Origin of the sequence: Fictibacillus norfolkensis, from assembly GCF_014836645.1 — a bacterium.
Lineage (GTDB): Bacteria > Bacillota > Bacilli > Bacillales > Fictibacillaceae > Fictibacillus > Fictibacillus norfolkensis.
On the sequence record NZ_JACSQM010000002.1, the window covers coordinates 218194 to 236292 of the forward strand.

23 protein-coding genes are annotated in these 18099 nt (G+C 37.9%); 11 read left to right on the forward strand and 12 right to left on the reverse strand.

Annotated elements, in window-relative coordinates:
- Positions 1-28 precede the first annotated feature (28 nt).
- On the forward strand, positions 29-649 hold the full coding sequence (locus H9648_RS05460) for a cell wall hydrolase (protein ID WP_191752888.1): 621 nt from the start codon (positions 29-31) through the stop codon (positions 647-649).
- Between the two features lie 252 nt (positions 650-901).
- On the opposite strand, the gene H9648_RS05465 is transcribed toward H9648_RS05460, so the two are convergent.
- A complete protein-coding gene (locus H9648_RS05465; RefSeq protein ID WP_191752889.1) occupies positions 902-1810 on the reverse strand; it encodes a hypothetical protein in 909 nt (302 codons plus the stop codon).
- A 201-nt stretch (positions 1811-2011) separates the two neighbouring features.
- Here H9648_RS05465 and H9648_RS05470 point away from each other — a divergent pair, with 201 nt between their 5' ends.
- Genes H9648_RS05470 through H9648_RS05480 form a run of 3 tightly spaced genes read left to right on the forward strand, consistent with a single transcriptional unit; the run spans position 2012 to position 3689 of the window.
- Positions 2012-2437: a DMT family transporter gene (locus tag H9648_RS05470; RefSeq protein WP_191752890.1), complete on the forward strand. Its 426-nt coding sequence runs from the start codon at positions 2012-2014 to the stop codon at positions 2435-2437.
- A gap of 27 nt (positions 2438-2464) precedes the next feature.
- A complete protein-coding gene (locus H9648_RS05475; RefSeq protein WP_191752891.1) occupies positions 2465-3169 on the forward strand; it encodes a Crp/Fnr family transcriptional regulator in 705 nt (234 codons plus the stop codon).
- 13 nt (positions 3170-3182) lie between these two features.
- Positions 3183-3689: a DMT family transporter gene (locus tag H9648_RS05480; RefSeq protein WP_191752892.1), complete on the forward strand. Its 507-nt coding sequence runs from the start codon at positions 3183-3185 to the stop codon at positions 3687-3689.
- Between the two features lie 257 nt (positions 3690-3946).
- Here the strand turns inward: H9648_RS05480 and H9648_RS05485 are convergent, their stop codons facing one another.
- Positions 3947-4600, reverse strand: a complete 654-nt coding sequence (locus tag H9648_RS05485) for a C40 family peptidase (protein WP_191752893.1) — start codon at positions 4598-4600, stop codon at positions 3947-3949.
- 260 nt (positions 4601-4860) lie between these two features.
- Between H9648_RS05485 and H9648_RS05490 the strand changes: the two genes are divergently transcribed.
- Positions 4861-5154 (forward strand): hypothetical protein, encoded by a 294-nt coding sequence (locus tag H9648_RS05490; protein ID WP_191752894.1) that lies wholly within the window; start codon positions 4861-4863, stop codon positions 5152-5154.
- 70 nt (positions 5155-5224) lie between these two features.
- On the forward strand, positions 5225-6073 hold the full coding sequence (locus H9648_RS05495) for an oxidoreductase (protein ID WP_191752895.1): 849 nt from the start codon (positions 5225-5227) through the stop codon (positions 6071-6073).
- Positions 6074-6091: 18 nt separating this feature from the next.
- On the opposite strand, the gene H9648_RS05500 is transcribed toward H9648_RS05495, so the two are convergent.
- Positions 6092-6430, reverse strand: coding sequence for a MerR family transcriptional regulator (locus H9648_RS05500; RefSeq protein ID WP_191752896.1), 339 nt, complete (start codon positions 6428-6430; stop codon positions 6092-6094).
- A 209-nt stretch (positions 6431-6639) separates the two neighbouring features.
- Between H9648_RS05500 and H9648_RS05505 the strand changes: the two genes are divergently transcribed.
- Together H9648_RS05505 and H9648_RS05510 are read left to right on the forward strand one after the other, a co-directional pair.
- Positions 6640-7020: a lipoprotein gene (locus H9648_RS05505; RefSeq protein ID WP_191752897.1), complete on the forward strand. Its 381-nt coding sequence runs from the start codon at positions 6640-6642 to the stop codon at positions 7018-7020.
- Between the two features lie 72 nt (positions 7021-7092).
- A complete protein-coding gene (locus H9648_RS05510) occupies positions 7093-7887 on the forward strand; it encodes a TIGR00266 family protein (RefSeq protein ID WP_191752898.1) in 795 nt (264 codons plus the stop codon).
- A gap of 79 nt (positions 7888-7966) precedes the next feature.
- Here the strand turns inward: H9648_RS05510 and H9648_RS05515 are convergent, their stop codons facing one another.
- The 4 genes from H9648_RS05515 to H9648_RS05530 all read right to left on the reverse strand — a co-directional run bounded on the left by H9648_RS05515 (position 7967) and on the right by H9648_RS05530 (position 11771).
- Positions 7967-8641 (reverse strand): class F sortase, encoded by a 675-nt coding sequence (locus tag H9648_RS05515; protein ID WP_191752899.1) that lies wholly within the window; start codon positions 8639-8641, stop codon positions 7967-7969.
- The gene (locus H9648_RS05520; RefSeq protein WP_191752900.1) at positions 8641-9432 is read right to left on the reverse strand and encodes a DUF4397 domain-containing protein; all 792 of its coding nucleotides are present in this window, start codon (positions 9430-9432) and stop codon (positions 8641-8643) included. The genes H9648_RS05515 and H9648_RS05520 overlap by 1 nt, the downstream gene beginning before the upstream one ends.
- A gap of 231 nt (positions 9433-9663) precedes the next feature.
- Positions 9664-10680: a S66 family peptidase gene (locus H9648_RS05525; RefSeq protein WP_191752901.1), complete on the reverse strand. Its 1017-nt coding sequence runs from the start codon at positions 10678-10680 to the stop codon at positions 9664-9666.
- A gap of 68 nt (positions 10681-10748) precedes the next feature.
- Positions 10749-11771, reverse strand: coding sequence for an NADP-dependent oxidoreductase (locus H9648_RS05530; protein WP_191752902.1), 1023 nt, complete (start codon positions 11769-11771; stop codon positions 10749-10751).
- A 139-nt stretch (positions 11772-11910) separates the two neighbouring features.
- Here H9648_RS05530 and H9648_RS20635 point away from each other — a divergent pair, with 139 nt between their 5' ends.
- Positions 11911-12297 (forward strand): hypothetical protein, encoded by a 387-nt coding sequence (locus H9648_RS20635; RefSeq protein WP_225218749.1) that lies wholly within the window; start codon positions 11911-11913, stop codon positions 12295-12297.
- Between the two features lie 78 nt (positions 12298-12375).
- Here the strand turns inward: H9648_RS20635 and H9648_RS05540 are convergent, their stop codons facing one another.
- The 3 genes from H9648_RS05540 to H9648_RS05550 form a co-directional block, all read right to left on the reverse strand.
- Positions 12376-12792, reverse strand: coding sequence for a hypothetical protein (locus H9648_RS05540; RefSeq protein ID WP_191752903.1), 417 nt, complete (start codon positions 12790-12792; stop codon positions 12376-12378).
- Between the two features lie 160 nt (positions 12793-12952).
- Entirely contained in the window at positions 12953-14257 is a 1305-nt protein-coding gene (locus H9648_RS05545) for an amino acid permease (protein ID WP_191753230.1), read from the reverse strand.
- A gap of 167 nt (positions 14258-14424) precedes the next feature.
- A complete protein-coding gene (locus H9648_RS05550) occupies positions 14425-15054 on the reverse strand; it encodes a LysE family transporter (RefSeq protein ID WP_191752904.1) in 630 nt (209 codons plus the stop codon).
- A gap of 106 nt (positions 15055-15160) precedes the next feature.
- On the opposite strand from H9648_RS05550, the gene H9648_RS05555 reads away from it, so the two are divergent.
- A complete protein-coding gene (locus H9648_RS05555) occupies positions 15161-15424 on the forward strand; it encodes a hypothetical protein (RefSeq protein WP_191752905.1) in 264 nt (87 codons plus the stop codon).
- A 41-nt stretch (positions 15425-15465) separates the two neighbouring features.
- Here the strand turns inward: H9648_RS05555 and H9648_RS05560 are convergent, their stop codons facing one another.
- On the reverse strand, positions 15466-15693 hold the full coding sequence (locus H9648_RS05560) for a hypothetical protein (RefSeq protein WP_191752906.1): 228 nt from the start codon (positions 15691-15693) through the stop codon (positions 15466-15468).
- Between the two features lie 213 nt (positions 15694-15906).
- Entirely contained in the window at positions 15907-16179 is a 273-nt protein-coding gene (locus tag H9648_RS05565) for a helix-turn-helix domain-containing protein (RefSeq protein ID WP_318243488.1), read from the reverse strand.
- Positions 16180-17438: 1259 nt separating this feature from the next.
- Between H9648_RS05565 and H9648_RS05570 the strand changes: the two genes are divergently transcribed.
- Positions 17439-17804, forward strand: coding sequence for a helix-turn-helix domain-containing protein (locus H9648_RS05570; protein WP_191752907.1), 366 nt, complete (start codon positions 17439-17441; stop codon positions 17802-17804).
- Positions 17805-18099 lie beyond the last annotated feature (295 nt).

Genomic DNA, 18099 nt, shown 5'->3' on the forward strand with positions numbered 1-18099 from the left:
GAAATCATAAAGAGAAGGGAGTTTTACAATGAGAAACCTACTAAGTAAGCTTGTACTCTTTTTTGTGGTAGTGGCTTTTTTGTTCGTTCCGACTAAAGTTCAAGCGCATGGACTATTAACTGAAGGAAGTCAGGGCTATGAGGTCGCCATCCTACAAGAAAAACTAAAAGCACTTGGTTTATTCTATGGACCTGTTACTGGATACTATGGACCTATTACTGAGCGAGCAGTCGCTAACTTTCAGTATGAGACGAATCTTTCATCAGATGGCGTTGCTGGTCCTGCTACCTTTTTAATGTTACAAGATGTAGAAAAAATGGCTCGCGTTGTTCACGGTGAGGCACGTGGTGAATCCTACATAGGCAAAGTTTCTGTAGCCGCTGTTATATTAAATCGTTTAGAAGACCCTGCATTCCCGAAAAATGTGAGTGATGTTATTCATCAGACAAACGCATTTACAGCCGTTCATGATGGGCAATTTCACTTAAAGCCATCCAGCAATGCATATCGTGCAGTGCTTGACGCGAAGAAAGGCTGGGACCCGACTTACGGATCTGTTTATTACTACAATCCTGAACTTGCAACGGATACCTGGATATTTTCAAGAGCTTCCGTTACGAAGATCGGCAATCATCTTTTTGCAAAATAAATTTGTGAAACATGTTTGATGTGGTGAGGATGTCGTTTTGTCGAAAATTGTTTAAATTATTTTATCCCTGAAATTATGTTAGTTATCCGTGAAATTATGAATGATTACCGTAAATATATTCTTAATTACCGTGAAATTATTTGTCCTGTTTCTTCTGAACGAACAATCTGTATATATTGTCCATCTTAACTTTACACATTTACAAAGAAGGTGTGCCCTTAATCCAAGGGCACACCTTCTTTCTATCATTTATTATTGAAATGTTTTACTTACGTGCATGAATTCACGGTAACCAGAACGTGTAAGGTGGTATGTTTCATCTAATAACCCATCTCTTATTAAGGAATTTAGCGTTTCTTCCGGAATAACGTCAATCACTTGATCCATACGCTGATTTAAGTCTTCAAGAGATGCATTCTTGAGGGTGACCGGGTTCATCATGCGAACAATTCCTTCGATCCGTGAATCTCTTTTTTGGAAAAATTGCGGTGTTTTCTTAAACACACTTTGAATACGATCTTTAAATTGATTCAATTCTTGTTTTGTGTTGAAGCTCTCTGTTTCTTTTTCTCTAATCTTATCGTTAAAGTAATTCATTTCTTCCTTGCTTAACTGTGCACGCGAGAACAATTCGTTATAGATCTGTGTTTTATCCATCTCGATCTTGGCTAATTCTTCTTCTTTAATTCGTTGCGTTTCCCAAATCTCTTCTTCATCAATTACTTCTTCTTTTTCTTCTTGTTCATTTTCTTCATTATTCTCTGTTGCTTCTTCTATCTCTTCAGGTACAACGATTTTTTCTTCTTTCTCCTCAAAAAGCTCTAATTGCTCTTGATTTGGCTCTTCCGCTACCACAGCTGTTGGGGTTGCCTCAAATGACTGAGTTACTCGCTCTTTAGATGTGAAAGACTCAATCATCTTCTCTAACTTGCTGACCTTGTTAAAATAGATAAGAGAGATCGTTATAGCGAACAACGAACTAAATACGGATATAAAATCTGAAAAGCGGAATACGAATGGTGCCGTTGCAATTTTATAAAAGATCAATAAAGCAAATGCACCGATGATAATAATCTTTAACCAGCTTTCACGATTCTTAAATTCTGCTGATTGTTCATTGTTTTTATTATTTTTATTTGATAATTTTTTTAGTCGTTTCATATTCTTACCTCTTTCATAGAGATTGTCGTGCAGCTTTTTATTTTAAACGAAATATGTAAAAGTGGAAAGGAAAAGGAACATTTCATCATGTAACTATCATGTTCGTAACATACATTTTAAAGTTTTAGGACATATGTCCTTCCCAACGGATCCACTTCTATTCTTTAATGGTTATAGAATTTTTTATTGGGAAGTGATGAATTGAAAGGAATAGTGTTTGCATTTTTAGCTGGTGCTTTTATTACTCTGCAAGGGGTCGCGAACGCACGAATCAGCCAGAATATTGGCTCATGGCAGGCAGCCACGATCACTCAATTGACTGGCTTTATCGCAGCGGTTCTCATTGTAGTGATCGTAAAGGATCAAAAATGGAAACAATTTAAGAAAGTGAGACCGATCTATCTAACTGGAGGGTCATTTGCTGCAGTCGTAATCTATGGCAATATTTACGGCATCCACTCTATAGGCGTAACGCTAACGATAGCTGTAATCTTGATCTCGCAGCTTGCAATCACATTTTTGATCGATGGAAAAGGCTGGTTTGGTGTATTGAAAAAAGAGATGAAGGTTCCACAATTTATTGGGATCGCGATGATGATCGCTGGAGTTGTCATTTTGAAATTTTAAAGGAGAATGAGATGAGGTGATTGGACAATGAGAGAAATTCACGATACTGAGCTGCTTCAGCACTATATGGAGACTTTTGAAATCAAACCTATCTTAAATGATGATCTTCTACCTTACCTAACTTTATTCAGCTATGATCATGGTGAATTGATCTGTACACAAGGTGACCCTTATAACCATCTATACTTGTTAGTCAAAGGAAAACTTAAGATTTTCAACACATCACCTGAAGGCAGAACACTTATTCTTTCATTTAAAACACCTTTGGATGTTGTTGGAGACATTGAATATGTGCAAGGAACTGACTTCATCAATACGGTTGAAGCGGTCTCTGAAGTGCATATGATCGCGATTCACCATCGCTGGTTAAAAAAGTTTGCGAGCGATCATACGCCGCTATTAAAATTTCTATTGAACGTGATCACCCAGAAGTTTTATGTAAAATCAAGTTCTTTAAGCTTTAACCTACTATATCCGGTTGAAGTGCGTTTTGCGAGCTACCTTCTGTCGGTTTGCTTTGATGAAGGAGATGCTTTGTATAGTGGCAAACTGAGTACGAGTCACCTTATAGATGCCGCTAACCTAATCGGCACAAGTTATCGCCACTTGAACCGTGTCATCCAACATCTCTCTAAAGAAGGCCTTGTGGAACGGCATAAAGGTTTTATTGAAGTGAAGAATCGAGAAGGCTTAAGCGAACTAGCTAATCACCGGAATATATACGAAAAATAAAGGAGCGTTCAACATGCTTATCGGTTTACTCTTTGCCATTCTGGCAGGCATTCTTGTTGGTCTGCAAAATATTTTTAATACACGAGTCAATGACCACGCAGGAACATGGTCGACCACAGCTCTTGTACTAGGTTTAGGATTTCTAGCATCCATGACGCTTGGTGTTGTTTTTGAAGGAACAGAATTGTTTGTCCTCAAGAACATGGAGACTTGGTTTTGGTTCAGTGGCTTGATCGGTGTAGGTGTTGTTGTTTGTTTAGTTCAAGGCACACGACTGCTCGGTCCAACATTCGCGATATCTATCGTTCTTACGTCACAGCTCGGTTCTGCACTCATGTGGGATTCGCTCGGGTTGTTCGGTCTAGAGAAAATTCCGTTTACTTCTCAGCAACTTATAGGGGTCCTCGTCATCATCGGTGGAGTTATCGTGTTTAAGTTTGGCGGAAGTCGCGCTGAACAACGTAAAGTCACAAAGGTGGTTAAGCATACACTGAAGCAAAGTGCATCTGTAGAGAGATGATTCACGTATATCTAACGTGGTCATCTTTTTTTATGCGTATCTTATACTATTACGGTACGTGATATTATATTTATTACACGTTCGCCGGTAAAGTAGTGTTTTTCACCTGTAACTCATTAATGACCACCTACAAGTGACAAAGTTCAACCTGCTACAAAGTGATTAACACCTGTGTTTCACTCACGTTCACCGCTAACGCTTCTTTACCATCAAAAAAACGCCCACTTTAAGTGGACGTTTTCATATATACATGAAATTTATTCGTAACTTTTTGCTCCGATATAACTTTCTGACCAATAAGAGCTATTAAGTTCAGAAGTTGTTACGCCTTTTGAAGAAGAAGCATGTACGAATTGGTCGTTCCCGATATATACTCCAGCATGACTCGGTCCGTCACCTTCTAGATCAAAGAAAACGATGTCGCCTACTGCTGGTGAATCAACCTTTGTTCCTTCTGCATAAATATCATCCACTGTACGAGGTAACTCAACATTTTCTGCTTCGTCAAAGATATATTTTAAGTATCCGCTGCAATCAAATCCGTCGGGTGATTCTCCACCCCACTTATAAGGCGTTCCCTCATACTTCTTAGCCACTTCAACGATTGAAGAATTACTTTCTGATGTATCGATTCCTAACGCTTTAAATGTTTCATCACCGGCGATGCCATCCACTGTGATGCCATTATCAGCTTGGAGTTTCTTTACCGCATCTGTTGTATAGTCACCATAATAATCGGTTGTTTTGCTATATGAAAAATATCCTTTTTTGTCTAACGTTTGTTGGAGGTCTTGTACATCTGAATGCTGCGTCTCAGGTTTCAGCGTTTGATCTCCAAGAGCGGCTTCACCCACTATCGGATTGAACGCCACGACACCTGCTATTGCTAATCCTGCTGCTGCTTTTTTCAAAGTAACATCCCCTTTTCTTATTTAATCTGACCTGTCCCATACTAACAGGTGGAGATGACAAAGACATTGTGAAGGAATTACAGCGGTATAACAATATTCTTCAGAATGTATGATAAATTACACATTGTAATATTTGAAAAATAATGACGGCTTAAAATGATGGAAGCAAATTTTTGTGCAATGTGGACAAATAGAAGGAAAGATTAGCCATATTCTGTATAGAGTATATAAAGGGCAAAAAAGGGTAAGGAGGCATCTATTTGGAGTTCCCGTTCATTCTTACTAACTTTTGGGATGCATTGATTGCTATACCTGCCATCATCATCATGATTGAAATCCTCAAGATCTTCTTTCCTTACATCTCTCTTTGGATACCAACGATCGCCTGTTTCCTGGGCTTAATCATATCTGTTTTAATTGCCCATCCGCATAGTCTTTGGACTGGTATCGTAATGGGAATCGTTTATGGAGTTGCTGCAGTCGGATCATACTCAAGCTTTGTTTATGTTATTTATAACTATCGTGATAAGAAGCCCCATAATCCTTATAAATAGTTGAATGCTCGGAAAAGTTCGTTTACGTTTAGTACATAACTTAACGAACTTTTTTTATGAGGAGAATAAAATGAACAGAAAAACAGCCATTGTGACTGGCACTTCTAGCGGGTTTGGTATGCATTGTGCAATTGAACTTGCGAAGGCCGGTTTCTACGTAATAAGTACGATGCGAAATATCGGTCGTGCAGAATCTCTATTAAAGTTGGCCGACGCAAACAAAGTAAGTGACCAGATTCACCTTCATGCTCTAGACGTGACATCAACAGAATCTATTCATACTTTTAAAGACCTCATCAAAGAGTTTCCTAGCATTGATGTTTTAGTAAATAATGCGGGATTTGCACTTGGCGGTTTTTCGGAAGAACTCTCAATCGATGAATATCGTCTGCAGTTTGAAACAAATGTGTTTGGTGTTATGGCGATTACGCAAACCGTACTTCCCTTCATGCGCAAAAACAAGCGAGGACGCATCATTAATATGAGCAGCATCTCTGGAAAATTTGGGTTTCCTGGTCTATCACCTTATACGGCATCTAAACACGCGTTGGAAGGATACAGTGAAAGTTTGCGTCTTGAACTGCGACCATTCGGTATAGATGTTGTTCTTATTGAACCTGGATCTTATCAAACAAACATCTGGTCTACAATCGACAACATGACCACCGATTCTCAGTCTCCTTATTCCTTTTATATGGAGGCACTTCTGAAAAACATGGAAAGCAGCAAGGCAGGTTATGGGAACCCTATTGATGTCGCAAATCTTGTAACTAAACTTGCTATCTCTACAAAAACCCCTAAACTCCGTTACCAGATTGGCAAAGGTGTGAGATTAACGATATGGCTAAAAAGCATCCTACCATGGAAGCTACTTGAAAGAATAATTACAATGAGATTAGTAGGAAACAAAAAGAGGTAGTCACCCGAGGCTGCCTTTTTATGAGGTTCGATCATGGTTGTTCTTGAAGTAAGCATGAAATTGACCTCGAAGCATCTCTTTTAGCACACTCTTCTCTCCTAATTTTTCTTTTTCCTTTTTCATCTCGGTTCTAATTTCATGAGTTTGTACGCCGTCTTCTCGTTTATTCGCGATCTCAACCAGCTTCTCAATATCAGAAAAAGAATATTTCCGCGTCCCTTTTTCTGTACGTTCTGGAAAAAGCAATCTTTTTTCTTCGTAATATCGAATCTGTCTGAATGACAATCCTGTTAACTCCCTTACAATACCTATTGAAATAACCTTCTTATCTTTATATGGTGTATTTTCAAAAGACATCGTGCAGCCACCCCTTTGCCCTACCCCCTGCTTTTACTATATCTTAATGAAACTTTCATTCAACAAAGCTGTTAGATTATCTCACTAACGTTTTTATATCCCTCAAGCTCTCATAGATGTTACAAAATTTTTATACGCAAATTGAAACTAAAAGATTTTTAACGCGTAATTACTTGTGCATTCTATTCAGTAACCTTAAGGAGCCTCTGATGAAGAAGATAATAGTGCTAATCGGAATAGTCATTTTGTTAACAGGCTGTATGGATGATTCAAAACTACGCACAGATCTTATTTCACCTCAGGAAGCTGGTAATGAGGTTCAGTCTTTCTTTGAGACTGCTAAAAATCATAATGGCATCCATCTTTATCAAGATAAAGACGAAAAAATCTACCTAATGCTAAATGCAGCAAACATCTTACAAAATCAACCCGCCATCACATTCTCTAATTTTAAAGTAAAAGAAGACGGTACCACGCTTAAGGTCTACTATGAGGTAGAGACGGTTGCTGATTATGAAGATAAGAACTTAGAAAATCATCTATTCTATGAGGTAGAATTAAACAGAGCCTATGAAACCATCCAATTATAAAAAAACGGTAAATCTTCAAACTTTGAAATGGTTTCAGGAAACACAGATTAAACATTATTGGAGGAATAGAACATGAATAACCACGAGATCGATTATAAAATTTACGGCGATGACATGCAGTTCGTCGAGGTAGAGTTGGATCCGAAAGAAACGGTGATCGCTGAAGCTGGTGCACTAATGATGATGGAAGACGGCATCGAGATGGAGACTATCTTCGGGGACGGTTCAGGTTCTTCAGGCGGAAGCGGTTTAATGGGTAAACTCTTTAATGCAGGTAAACGCGTTCTGACAGGCGAGAGTTTGTTCATGACAACATTTACGAATGAAGAGCGTGGTAAGAAACACGTTTCATTTGCTTCACCATACCCTGGAAAAATCATTCCGATGGACTTAAGTGAGCTTGGCGGTAAAGTGATCTGCCAAAAAGATGCGTTTTTAGCCGCTGCGAAAGGTGTAACAGTCGGAATAGAATTTCAACGTAAAATTGGTGCCGGCTTCTTCGGTGGTGAAGGCTTTATCATGCAGAAGCTTGAAGGCGATGGGATGGCATTCGTCCATGCCGGTGGAACGATTCACAAAAAAGAACTGGCACCTGGAGAAGTGCTGCGTGTAGATACAGGGTGCTTGGTCGCGATGACAAGCGGTGTCGATTACAATATCGAGATGGTAAAAGGTGTGAAAACAGCACTATTTGGCGGTGAGGGCTTGTTCTTTGCCACATTAAGAGGACCGGGAACGGTTTGGATCCAATCACTTCCGTTCAGCCGCTTAGCAAGTCGTGTGTTTGCTGCGGCTCCGCATAGAGGCGGATCGAGCGATGAAGGCAGCATAGCTAAAGGCGTGTTCGGCATGTTGAATGGAGATTGATTAAGAAAATGATCGTTAAACAGATGTTATAGTTAAAATAAAGAGCAGAATCATCTTCGGTAGATGGTCTCTGCTCTTTTTATAGTTTGATTCGTTTTGCATAAACGACCAACCGTTTCTCATGTTCATTGTTTTTTCTGTTATATACACCTGTACATGTAATAAGGTTCAACCTTGGCTGCTGACTAGGTCCAAATATCACACGCAGAGGTGCTTCGTCTTTTTTATAAGCAACGACCTTTTCCACTTGAAAGGAAACTTTTTCGTTTCCTTTTCCATAAACGTGAATGAGATCGCCTGCCTTCAAGTTTTTTAAATAAAAAAAGACAGCAGGTCCCCTATAATCATCAACGTGGCCAGCTATAACAGCATTCCCATTTGCCCCCGGCTTAGCACCCAGTTCATACCAGCCAACATCTTCTCCGTTATCTGGCACTTCCATCTGTCCGTCTTTGTTTAGCCCCTGTCCGTTTACAGAAGCGCTCACTTTTAAAGCTGGAATCTCTATTTTTGTTGGAACAATACCAATGGATTCAGTATCATTTGGCTTTTTTGCATCCTCGTTATTCATTTTCATCATAGACTCAGTTTGTTGAGCTGAATTTGTATTTGTTTCCTCTCGTTCTTCTTGTGATGAAACTAGAATCTCGTTCTGACTATACTCTTGTTTCTTCTCACTTTCATAGTTATATCCTGCTGAGCAGCTGCTCAGCAGGAAAATGGTTGTAAATAAGATTATTTGTTTTTTCATCATTATTGAGCTGTACGTTTGCGATATAGGACAAACGCTAATGCTCCAAATCCAGCCACAGCTGCAATTATTCCTGCTGAATAGTTTGCTGATGACTCATCTGATGCTCCACCCATCCCTGTTTTAGGCATTTCAGATGGCATTACCATTGAGTCTTGCAGAACTAATACTTCAAGTTTATCAGCAGTGTTAATTGCATATACGCTGTATACCATATTTGCTTCAAGCTTTGTTCCAGAGAGATCAAGCACTTGTGTACCGTCTGAAGTACGAATCTCTAAATCATACGTATTTGGATCTAATTCTTTATAATCTGTGAATGCTTTAAATGAAGCTCCACTAAACAAAGCATCCCCACCAATTAAACCCACATCCACTGTCGGAGCATCAGGAGAAAGATGCCCGATACGTACTTTTGCTTTTCCTTCAGTTGCCTGCATGGAGTCTTCTGCAACTACCAATTCAACCATTTCTAACATGTTCGCCGCAGCTACAGTATAAGCTTTACCTGCCTCTACCGTTAAGTTCTGTGAAATAACAGCATTATCTTTTGTTCCTGCTGCAAAGACTTCAACTTTATGTTCGCCAGCTGGCAATGGCATGTAATCAGTTGCCGCTTTGAATTCAGCTCCTTCAACTACAGGTTTTCCATCTACGTAGACATCAACTGCAGGTGCATCAGGTGAAGCATGTACAATACGAACCATCGCATCATTAGACTCAGCGAAAGCCCCCGTTGCCATCAAAGCAAACATCATGATTGCAGCAAGTGCAGACCCAAAAAACTTTTTCATTTCATCTCTCCTCACAAATGGTATACAAACGAATGAACAATAAATGTACTGCGTTTGTATAAGTTATGTACCACTTAAACTTTTAACTTAAACCATATTTTTAATTTTTTTACAATTTACCATCTCATCTATAATTGTGGTCAGAAAAAAAGTTGTCCCCTTCATAAAGGAGACAACTTCTAAATTATTTTTTATTCAAATTTTCAACTGTACTAATGATATAAGACGCTATCATGGACGAAAATGCTGTGAAACCGTCCCTCTACCACCTTCTACCTCAACTTCTGCATAAGCCCCGTTTATAAAAGTAATCTGAGGTGGTACATGTCCACAGTCCACATCGTAAATAATTGGTATTTTCAGCTCATCTGCCATTTCTCTATACACGTCTTCCTTTGTGTAATGATTAACAGGCTCATTTGCAGGGCTTCGGCCAAACAGAATACCGGAACAATTATCAAACCAGCCGGCTAGCTTCATTTGAACAAGTGATCTTCTCAAATCAGCTGTGTTCATTTCACAATTCTCTAAGTACCAAACGATGGGTTCTCCATTAATCTTCTGTTTATTAAAATGAGCGACGTCGCCATAAGGTGTTCCTACCAGATGACGAATCACATCAATACAACCTCCAAGCAGACGTCCAGAAATCTTTTCGTATTTACCTGAGACCGTCATCCACTCTGTATCTTCAGTTAGATGAAACACGTATGGTGTTGTTGCTTCGTGGTTCCATTCTTTTTGATATTTCTCTGAAGACTTCTGAAGAACGGTTTCCCCTTCTCTTGTTGAGAGTACGTTTTCCCACATCGCTGTTGTTTCATCAGAGTACTCACCTCTTAAATCGACTAAATTCGTGCCATGAGCGGTTGCAATCCCTGTTTTTAACGTGATGGGAAGCAAAAGAGCACTTGTGTCTGAATACCCTAGAATCCATTTTTCTGGAACATTCATGAAATCGATATGTTCTAAGATTTCAATTAATAGCTCTCCACCCCAAGGAGGGATGATTAAATCTATCTTTGTATCTCTTAACATCTCTTTAAACTCTGCAGCACGTGTTTTTGCCGGTGCTGACTTTGCCTTTACTTGCGTCCATACCGTATCACCACAAGTTACTTCATATCCTCTCTTCTCCATTCGAAGACATGCTTGCTTGAACATGTCATGAAGAGCTGATTGAACACCAGATGAAGGAGCAGTTACTCCAATCGTTGCTTTTTCTTTTAATAATGGATACCTAATCATATGAAATCATCCTAATTTTGTATTTTTCTGTGTTTAAATAAACTTCTACAAAATAAGAATGAGTTCCTTCATTTCTTTGCAATTAGAGGTGATTCCACCTTGACGATAACTTTACCTTTCGCTCTCCCCGTTTCTACGTATTCGATTGCTTTCTGTGCATCTTCAAATGAAAAAACTTTATCAATCACAGGTACGATGTCTTCTTTTTCTACCAAATCAGCAATCCTTCTTAACTGTTCTCCACTCGGCTTCATAAATAGGAAATGGTAGTGGACGTTATGTTTCTTTTCAAGCATCGTTAACTTTCTGCTCACGATAGAGAAAATCACTTTTTTGATAAACCCCATGTTGTTTTCTTCTGCAAATGCCTTATTCGGAACGGCAGAAACAGAAACGATCTTTCCACCTGGTCTCAATACTTCGAATGATTTTTCTAAAGAATTTCCACCTAACGTATCAAAGACAGCATCATAACCTTTAAGGACTTTCTCAAAAGCCTGTTCTTTGTAATTGATGATCTCGTCAGCTCCCAATGACTTTACAAGATCGTATCCTTTATCACTTGCTGTTGTAGCTACATATGCTCCCATGGCTTTTGCAAGCTGAATCGCAAATGTACCAACCCCACCCGCACCAGCGTGGATTAAGATTTTTTGTCCTTCTTTCAATTGAATAACATCATGAAAGGCTTGCCAAGTGGTCAGTCCAACTAGCGGCAGAGATGCACTTTCAATCAAAGAAATGTTACTCGGTGCGATTGCAACATCATCTTCGTTTACTGAAATATATTCGGCGAATGTTCCGATTCGATTCTTTCTTGGCCTTCCATACACTTTATCTCCCGGTTGAAACGTAGAAACTTTACTCCCTACCTGCTCGACGGTTCCTGAAAAATCATTACCAAGAATTAACGGCATGTCATAAGATAACAGCATTTTTACTTTTCCATCTCTTATTTTAAAATCAATCGGATTAATACTTGCAGCATGTATTCTGACTAAAAGATCCTGATCACCAATTTCAGGTTTGTGCATCTCTGTTTCTTGTAGTGCTACGTCCTTGCCGTAACGATCGATTGTCATTGCTTTCATTTTTTACATTAAACCTCCATCATGCAGCCCATTTCATTCTGATTTTACTATTATGTACAACGAACAAGCTACTCAAAAGGAACATCAATCATATTCATATATCGAACAAACTGTTTAGAGGAAGGAGGAAACTCTATTTATGAATAATAATCCAATGAACAATCATCCTTATAATCATCAACATCAGCATTCAATAGATGAATCACAATATTTAGATCGCCAAACGGAAGAAGATGAGGCAGGTCCATTTTCTCCACCGCCTCAACAATTTGCCCAAAGCCAGATACCACAGCCGTTTTTCACACAAACATTCCAGCCTCCTCAAATTCGTGCCCGGTTATGCAGCTGTTTAGGAAATTGGGGTCTCTTAGGTCTTCGTCGTCCAGGTCAGTTTGGGCGTGATTTTTGGTTCTTCCTTGTAGCAATTCGTCAAAACAGCGTTACCGGCTATATCTGGATCGGCGGCCGGAGGCAGCGTGTACGATACCAATTTTCCCAGATCCGAAACTTCGTGTGTTTTGGTTGATCGTGCAAAGAAGTCATACATTCTGAAAGCATAAGAAAAAGCCGCTCCCTAGGGAACGGCTTTCTTTGTTCACATTTCTTATAATAGATCACCAAGGATGTCATCAAGTATTCCTTCGTCATCATTTTCATCGTCTTCCCAGTGGTCATTGTCATTACGATCCAAAATGTTGTCCAGATCTAGGCTAGCATCTAAGTTTAGATCTAAACGAGCGCTGTCTTCCTCACTCCAGCCATTCTCTTCTGCCCAAGCTTGAATTTCACCTTCTGTCATTCCTTTTGCTTCTGCCCAAGCTTGAAGATCGGACATCTCCCAATGATTCGCTTCTGCCCAAGCTGCAAATTCAGCTGAAGTTACAGTTTCATTATTCTCAATCGCAGCATTGAGCTTCGTGCTAAGATCTACAGTGGTGCTGTCATCTTGAGCAAAGGATGCAGTACCTCCACCTAATAGCAATCCCACAGCTAGTCCTGTACTCGCAAATTTCTTCATCATGATTCATCACACTCCTGTAATTTTTTTGTCTTGCACTAAGCTAACGAAGTGGATGTCGAATCAGATCATTTTTACGTCAATATGAGTAAATAGGCTTATGATCCTTCAAAAAATTAGGAGTTAATGATTTAAAAGAAGAGAGTAATTTAAATTAGCAGAATTAAATCATATTACCTTCTTGATCGTTTCGTTTCTTTTGTATAATCATTGAAATGATTCCTATAATCACTGAGATTCCGATACTAACATATAGCCCCGGCCGGATTGTTTCTTCAAACCAAGTTCCTGTAACGGCTAAAGAAATTAATAGGATAGCAACAATTGAAATCAACTTCACCCATAAGGATTGCTGCAACATTTTCATTGAAGACAAAATGATAAACAACCAGTTGAATAAAAGTAAAATCCCAGCTGCGGTTGTAATGTATTCATAGATCCTTCCTGGGAGAAGTAGGGCTGTTATAATGCTAGCTAAAAGTCCTCCTGCTCCTAAACCCATGGCAGGAAGCGGCAATTTTTTAAATTTTATTGTCTTCGCAAACAATTTCGGAGCATCTCCATCTTCTGCAAGCGTCCTTAATAGGTTGGTCACTCCAAATAAAGCTGCTGCCATTGCAGAAAACCCCGCTACGATGATGGCTCCATTAAATACATGAGGAAAAAAACCTAGATGATACCTTTCCATCGCCGTAACAAACGGACTTTCTTTATGATCGAATGTTTCTATAGCAACAGTAGATACGGCAAGTCCGATCGATAGGACATAGATGATGGTAAGAATAAAAAGCATGATCGTTCCTGCTTTTGAAGCATCTTCTGTCTTTTTCAATTGCATCGCCATCATGCCGATCACTTCAATTCCGCCAAATGCATAAAACGCATAGATAAGAGACGACCAAAATCCTTTTAACCCACCTGTAAAATAACCGTTGTACGTACTTGGTATATCCAGATTATAACTTTTACCGTCCACAAAACCCATTAATCCTGCGATCGCCAAAATAATAAACATAACGATTGCTGCCACTTTTATGACTGCCAGTAAATTTTCAACTTGATCGAATTTCTTCGTACCTGCTAAAACAACAACAATGGCTAACACCGCGTAGAATGCTGCAAAGATCCAAAGCGGAACATGTGGCAGCCAAAATTGAGAAAGGATCGAGAGCGCAGTAAGCTGACTTCCCATGATCAATATGCTCGAGACCCAATAATTCCAGCCACAACTAAAACCCGCCCATCTTCCATAGGCATGAGTGGCATAATAACAAAACGAACCTTTTTGAGGATCAGCTGCTGTCATTCTGGCTAATAACTGAAACACGATGTACGTTCCTATAGCAGCCAATATAAAGGAAAAAACGATTGATGGGCCGGTAAGTTGGATCCCAATTGTGGATCCCAAAAAATAACCTGTCCCAATTGTACATCCTACTCCCACAAGAGAGAGCTGCCACCAAGCCATGTTCTTTGCTTCTGAATGATCAAGATTTGGTTGAACGGGTCCATTACAACTAGATTTCTTCACAATAATACCCTCCTGCTTTACAAGTATTATTGTTTTACTTAAGCGTTTGAATATTCATTGGCCCAAGAAAAAAACAGCTTTAGAAAAAATTTCAGAGCTGTTTTTTACGATAATAAAAACGATATACCTTTATACCCAAAATAAAAACCAAATCCGATCAGTGATAATCCTGATAGTTTTGAAATTCCATGTAAAATGCGGTCAGCCAGCATTTTACGGAAACTGCTGGATACGATCGCCATCGCGAAATCCCATAAGAGAATGCCTGAAAATATGGCCGCACTATAGAGAAGTAGACTTTCCAGCGAATATTTCGTTGCAGTTTCTGCGAGTATAGAACCGTATATTCCTAACCAAAATAAGATGGTAAGAGGATTGGTAAGAGACATTAGAAAACCGGCCAGAAAACTCCTGCTGTTATGTACGGTGTAATCTTGCTGTATGCTCTTTCTTTCCACAGAAGCTTTTTTGAATGTCTCGATTCCCGTGTAAAGGAGTACGAAGCTGCCAAAGAGCCAGAGAAAAGTTTTGATGAACGGAGTATTGATATAGCTAACAAGCCCCATGTACACCATAAGCATATAGAGTGCATCTGCAACAGTTGCACCTAACCCGACCATCCAAGCTTGCCAAAATCCGTATTTGATTCCGCGGTCCATCTGTGCAGCGTTTACCGGACCAATGGGAGCCGCCAAAGATAGACCTAGCAGTACATATTTAAAAAATATAATCATTGAAGACCTCCACGAATAAGATGGACAACTCATGCTTGTCTTAAATCTTATTCGGAAGGAATTCTAATCAGACCTAAAATCAAAAAGTGAATGGGAGATCATACAAATGGATCATCAGTTAAGCCCTAAGATTCAAGAAGCACTTCACCATGTAAAACGTGCGGATGAAGCCATGATAGAAGCTCAAGCGAACCAAACGCCATCTTGTTTTCAAACAGCAAAATTATGGCTCGAAACCGCTCAGCAATCCGTACATGACGCAGGTGAAGGAATGTCAGAAGAAGAAAAGAAACAAATTCATCACGCTAAAGAATACTTAAGACATCTTCATGAAACACAAGCTGCACTTCAAGAAACAAGATACGAATAATTTAGAAATCCCTCATGAAAACATCATGAGGGATCTTTATGTTAGGCAAATAAATTTCGGATAAAACCTGCTTGGTTGACCGTTTCAGTTTTAATATCAACATTTAGTTTACGAATGTTATCACAATAAATATGAAGTCGTTTTGCTTTTTCTGCGTTTAGATAAGAGGCGTAGTTGTCCAGCTTATCTACTTCGCGAAGTACGTCTTCCTTTGTGTCTGCTTTCTCGATCCTGCTGCAACAAGAGCTGATCTGGTCATAAACAGACATGCTAGCCACCTCCTTTATGTTTTATTTAATAATTCCCTTCTACTAAATTTTAAAACTGAGACATAAGAACTTTTAAGTTGTTTATATTTACATTCCTTTAACCTTAAAAGTTGTTTGTTAAATAGGGCGCGTAACATGAATTTAATCATATTAACTTGCCGAAGAAAATTCCTTAAAGTAAAAAAGAGCTGATTTCAGCTCTTTTTTCACATTTTACTTTTTTTGAACTGCATCTCGTAAGATTCGCAGCGTATTAATGATGAAATCGATTTCCTCTTCCGTTAATTTTTGCCCATCCAATAAAAGCGTATATTTTTTTAACAGTTCTTCAGATGATAAATCCAAATCATACATTAATCTTTCTTCGGCCGTTGTAAGTTTTTCCGTTTCATCTAACAAATGTACAAAATCTACTCCGTAAACTCCTGCAATTTTTTTTAATAATGAAATTGAAGGTGAATAAATGCCTCGTTCAATTTTAGACAAGTTGCTATAATCGTAGTTTATTTTTGCAGCAAGCTCTTTTAATGTATCCCCATTTTTTTTTTCGAATCTCTTTGATTCTCATATCTAAGCCTTCACTTCCTACTAATAAGCATAGCTACATTTTATGTTTGAATGGTGTCATTTGTAAATTTAATAAACCTCAGTTGGCTTTTTTGTCAAAATAAAAAATAAAATTGGTATGTGTCACCAAAATTATTCTTTACGCATATCATTTAACTATGAGTAATGAAAATCGTACTCATAAACTCCTTTGAACTGCTCCTGCTTGAAAAAGCAGGAGTTTAATAATTTAAACGAGATTTGAAAACACACTGCAAATAATAGGTTATCATTCTAACTTTTAATACTTTTAACGCATAGACTTTCTAACTACATTTTCTTTATAATATAGTTAACAATGTTAAAAAAATAGGAGAGAACTCTTATGAATAAAAAAATGTAAACTTAGTCAGTTTAATTCGTAAATTGACAACGGAATACGAAAAAAAACATGATAAATTATACTTTACATTCGAGAAAATAAATGATCATTTTATATATACGGACATAAATGAAAAATTCCTTCAAGAATTAAAGTTACAAAAATCCGATATCTTAGGCAAATCTTTATATGACCTCAAGCATCTTATAGAAGACTATTATGAAGATATGAATCGGATTTATAAAAAAGCATGGAATGGGGAACCGGTTTTTTATTATGTTACATCTATTTCTAATCCAGAAACTTTTTTTGTCATTTCACTTTATCCGATAGCAGACAATAATGGAAATGTAAGCAAAGTAGAAGGTCACTGTGTGCCATTAAATAAAAATGAAATAAGTGAACTGCGGATAGGATTATCGTATTTTAGTGAAAACGAGTCAATTAATGTTATAAGATAAATTATAACCATGAGGGTGGATATTCACCCTCTTTTTTTATGCACACCTAATTAAAAATAATACATATCTTATTACATATATGGTTTTTTACAACGTTAAAACTGCTTTTTGAATTTTTTGCGTTCCAAATAAATAATTGAGTATAAGAGATAGTAAATAACCATAATTCTTGTCCAGTCCTTTTATGCATTAGAGGTACAATAATCAGACAATTAATTGAAGTGCTAGTTAACCGATAATTAATAATTTATTTTTATAAAAGGTCGTTTAAGTAGGCTAATAGTCCAAAAATGCAATATAATGATTATAGAACTTCTTTATTGGTAGATATATAAACGCAAGGTGGGATCTTTCTTATGAGAAAAATACGGGAGATAAGAAAACTGAAGGGTGACACCTTAAAAGAATTAGCAGCCAAAGTTCAATATGATTTTAGCAACTTATCAAAGATCGAGCGTGGCCAAGTTAAACCATCCTTAAAATTACTTTCCAAGATTGCTGATATTTACGGTGTTAATATTTCGTATTTTTTAGAAGAAGAACAGTTATCAAAAGCTGAACAAAGTTTTATTGGGGACCTTGAATTATCTTCTTCTGAATTGATGAATAAATACCGAATTATCTTAGATGGAAAACAAGTAACAACTCAGGAAGCCGATTTTATAGTTTCTATGATTAGAAAGCTAAGAGAAACGATTAACGATGTTAATGAAAAACAATAAGATCTTTACACTAAAATATATGATCTGAATTGGTATAATATACAATTTTTAAAAATAAAATGGTTTTACCCACTAATAAAGTGCATATCATGTAATAAGTTCTTTGTATGGACTCAATTATATGGCAAAGGTGAGAACCTATATGGAATCTATTGAAACCCTCAGTGAAAAACATTGGCATCTACTTCAAAAAATTGAACAAAACGGTCTAGACACACATAAGTTTCAACATATCTTGGATGACCTTGAAAGAAACGGACCCTCATTATCGTTAGAGCAATTATTGGAAATATTA

Excerpts from the sequence above, each read along its gene's own strand:
- H9648_RS05465 (WP_191752889.1), bottom strand. The coding sequence starts at position 1,810 with ATGAAACGACTAAAAAAATTATCAAATAAAAATAATAAAAACAATGAA.
- H9648_RS05520 (WP_191752900.1), bottom strand. The coding sequence starts at position 9,432 with ATGAAAAAGTTTTTTGGGTCTGCACTTGCTGCAATCATGATGTTTGCT.
- H9648_RS05510 (WP_191752898.1), top strand. The coding sequence starts at position 7,093 with ATGAATAACCACGAGATCGATTATAAAATTTACGGCGATGACATGCAG.
- H9648_RS05515 (WP_191752899.1), bottom strand. The coding sequence starts at position 8,641 with ATGATGAAAAAACAAATAATCTTATTTACAACCATTTTCCTGCTGAGC.
- H9648_RS05500 (WP_191752896.1), bottom strand. The coding sequence starts at position 6,430 with ATGTCTTTTGAAAATACACCATATAAAGATAAGAAGGTTATTTCAATA.
- H9648_RS05530 (WP_191752902.1), bottom strand. The coding sequence starts at position 11,771 with ATGAAAGCAATGACAATCGATCGTTACGGCAAGGACGTAGCACTACAA.
- H9648_RS20635 (WP_225218749.1), top strand. The coding sequence starts at position 11,911 with ATGAATAATAATCCAATGAACAATCATCCTTATAATCATCAACATCAG.
- H9648_RS05525 (WP_191752901.1), bottom strand. The coding sequence starts at position 10,680 with ATGATTAGGTATCCATTATTAAAAGAAAAAGCAACGATTGGAGTAACT.
- H9648_RS05480 (WP_191752892.1), top strand. The coding sequence starts at position 3,183 with ATGCTTATCGGTTTACTCTTTGCCATTCTGGCAGGCATTCTTGTTGGT.
- H9648_RS05555 (WP_191752905.1), top strand. The coding sequence starts at position 15,161 with ATGGATCATCAGTTAAGCCCTAAGATTCAAGAAGCACTTCACCATGTA.
- H9648_RS05545 (WP_191753230.1), bottom strand. The coding sequence starts at position 14,257 with ATGGCTTGGTGGCAGCTCTCTCTTGTGGGAGTAGGATGTACAATTGGG.
- H9648_RS05570 (WP_191752907.1), top strand. The coding sequence starts at position 17,439 with ATGAGAAAAATACGGGAGATAAGAAAACTGAAGGGTGACACCTTAAAA.
- H9648_RS05460 (WP_191752888.1), top strand. The coding sequence starts at position 29 with ATGAGAAACCTACTAAGTAAGCTTGTACTCTTTTTTGTGGTAGTGGCT.
- H9648_RS05495 (WP_191752895.1), top strand. The coding sequence starts at position 5,225 with ATGAACAGAAAAACAGCCATTGTGACTGGCACTTCTAGCGGGTTTGGT.
- H9648_RS05505 (WP_191752897.1), top strand. The coding sequence starts at position 6,640 with ATGAAGAAGATAATAGTGCTAATCGGAATAGTCATTTTGTTAACAGGC.
- H9648_RS05550 (WP_191752904.1), bottom strand. The coding sequence starts at position 15,054 with ATGATTATATTTTTTAAATATGTACTGCTAGGTCTATCTTTGGCGGCT.
- H9648_RS05560 (WP_191752906.1), bottom strand. The coding sequence starts at position 15,693 with ATGTCTGTTTATGACCAGATCAGCTCTTGTTGCAGCAGGATCGAGAAA.
- H9648_RS05475 (WP_191752891.1), top strand. The coding sequence starts at position 2,465 with ATGAGAGAAATTCACGATACTGAGCTGCTTCAGCACTATATGGAGACT.
- H9648_RS05540 (WP_191752903.1), bottom strand. The coding sequence starts at position 12,792 with ATGATGAAGAAATTTGCGAGTACAGGACTAGCTGTGGGATTGCTATTA.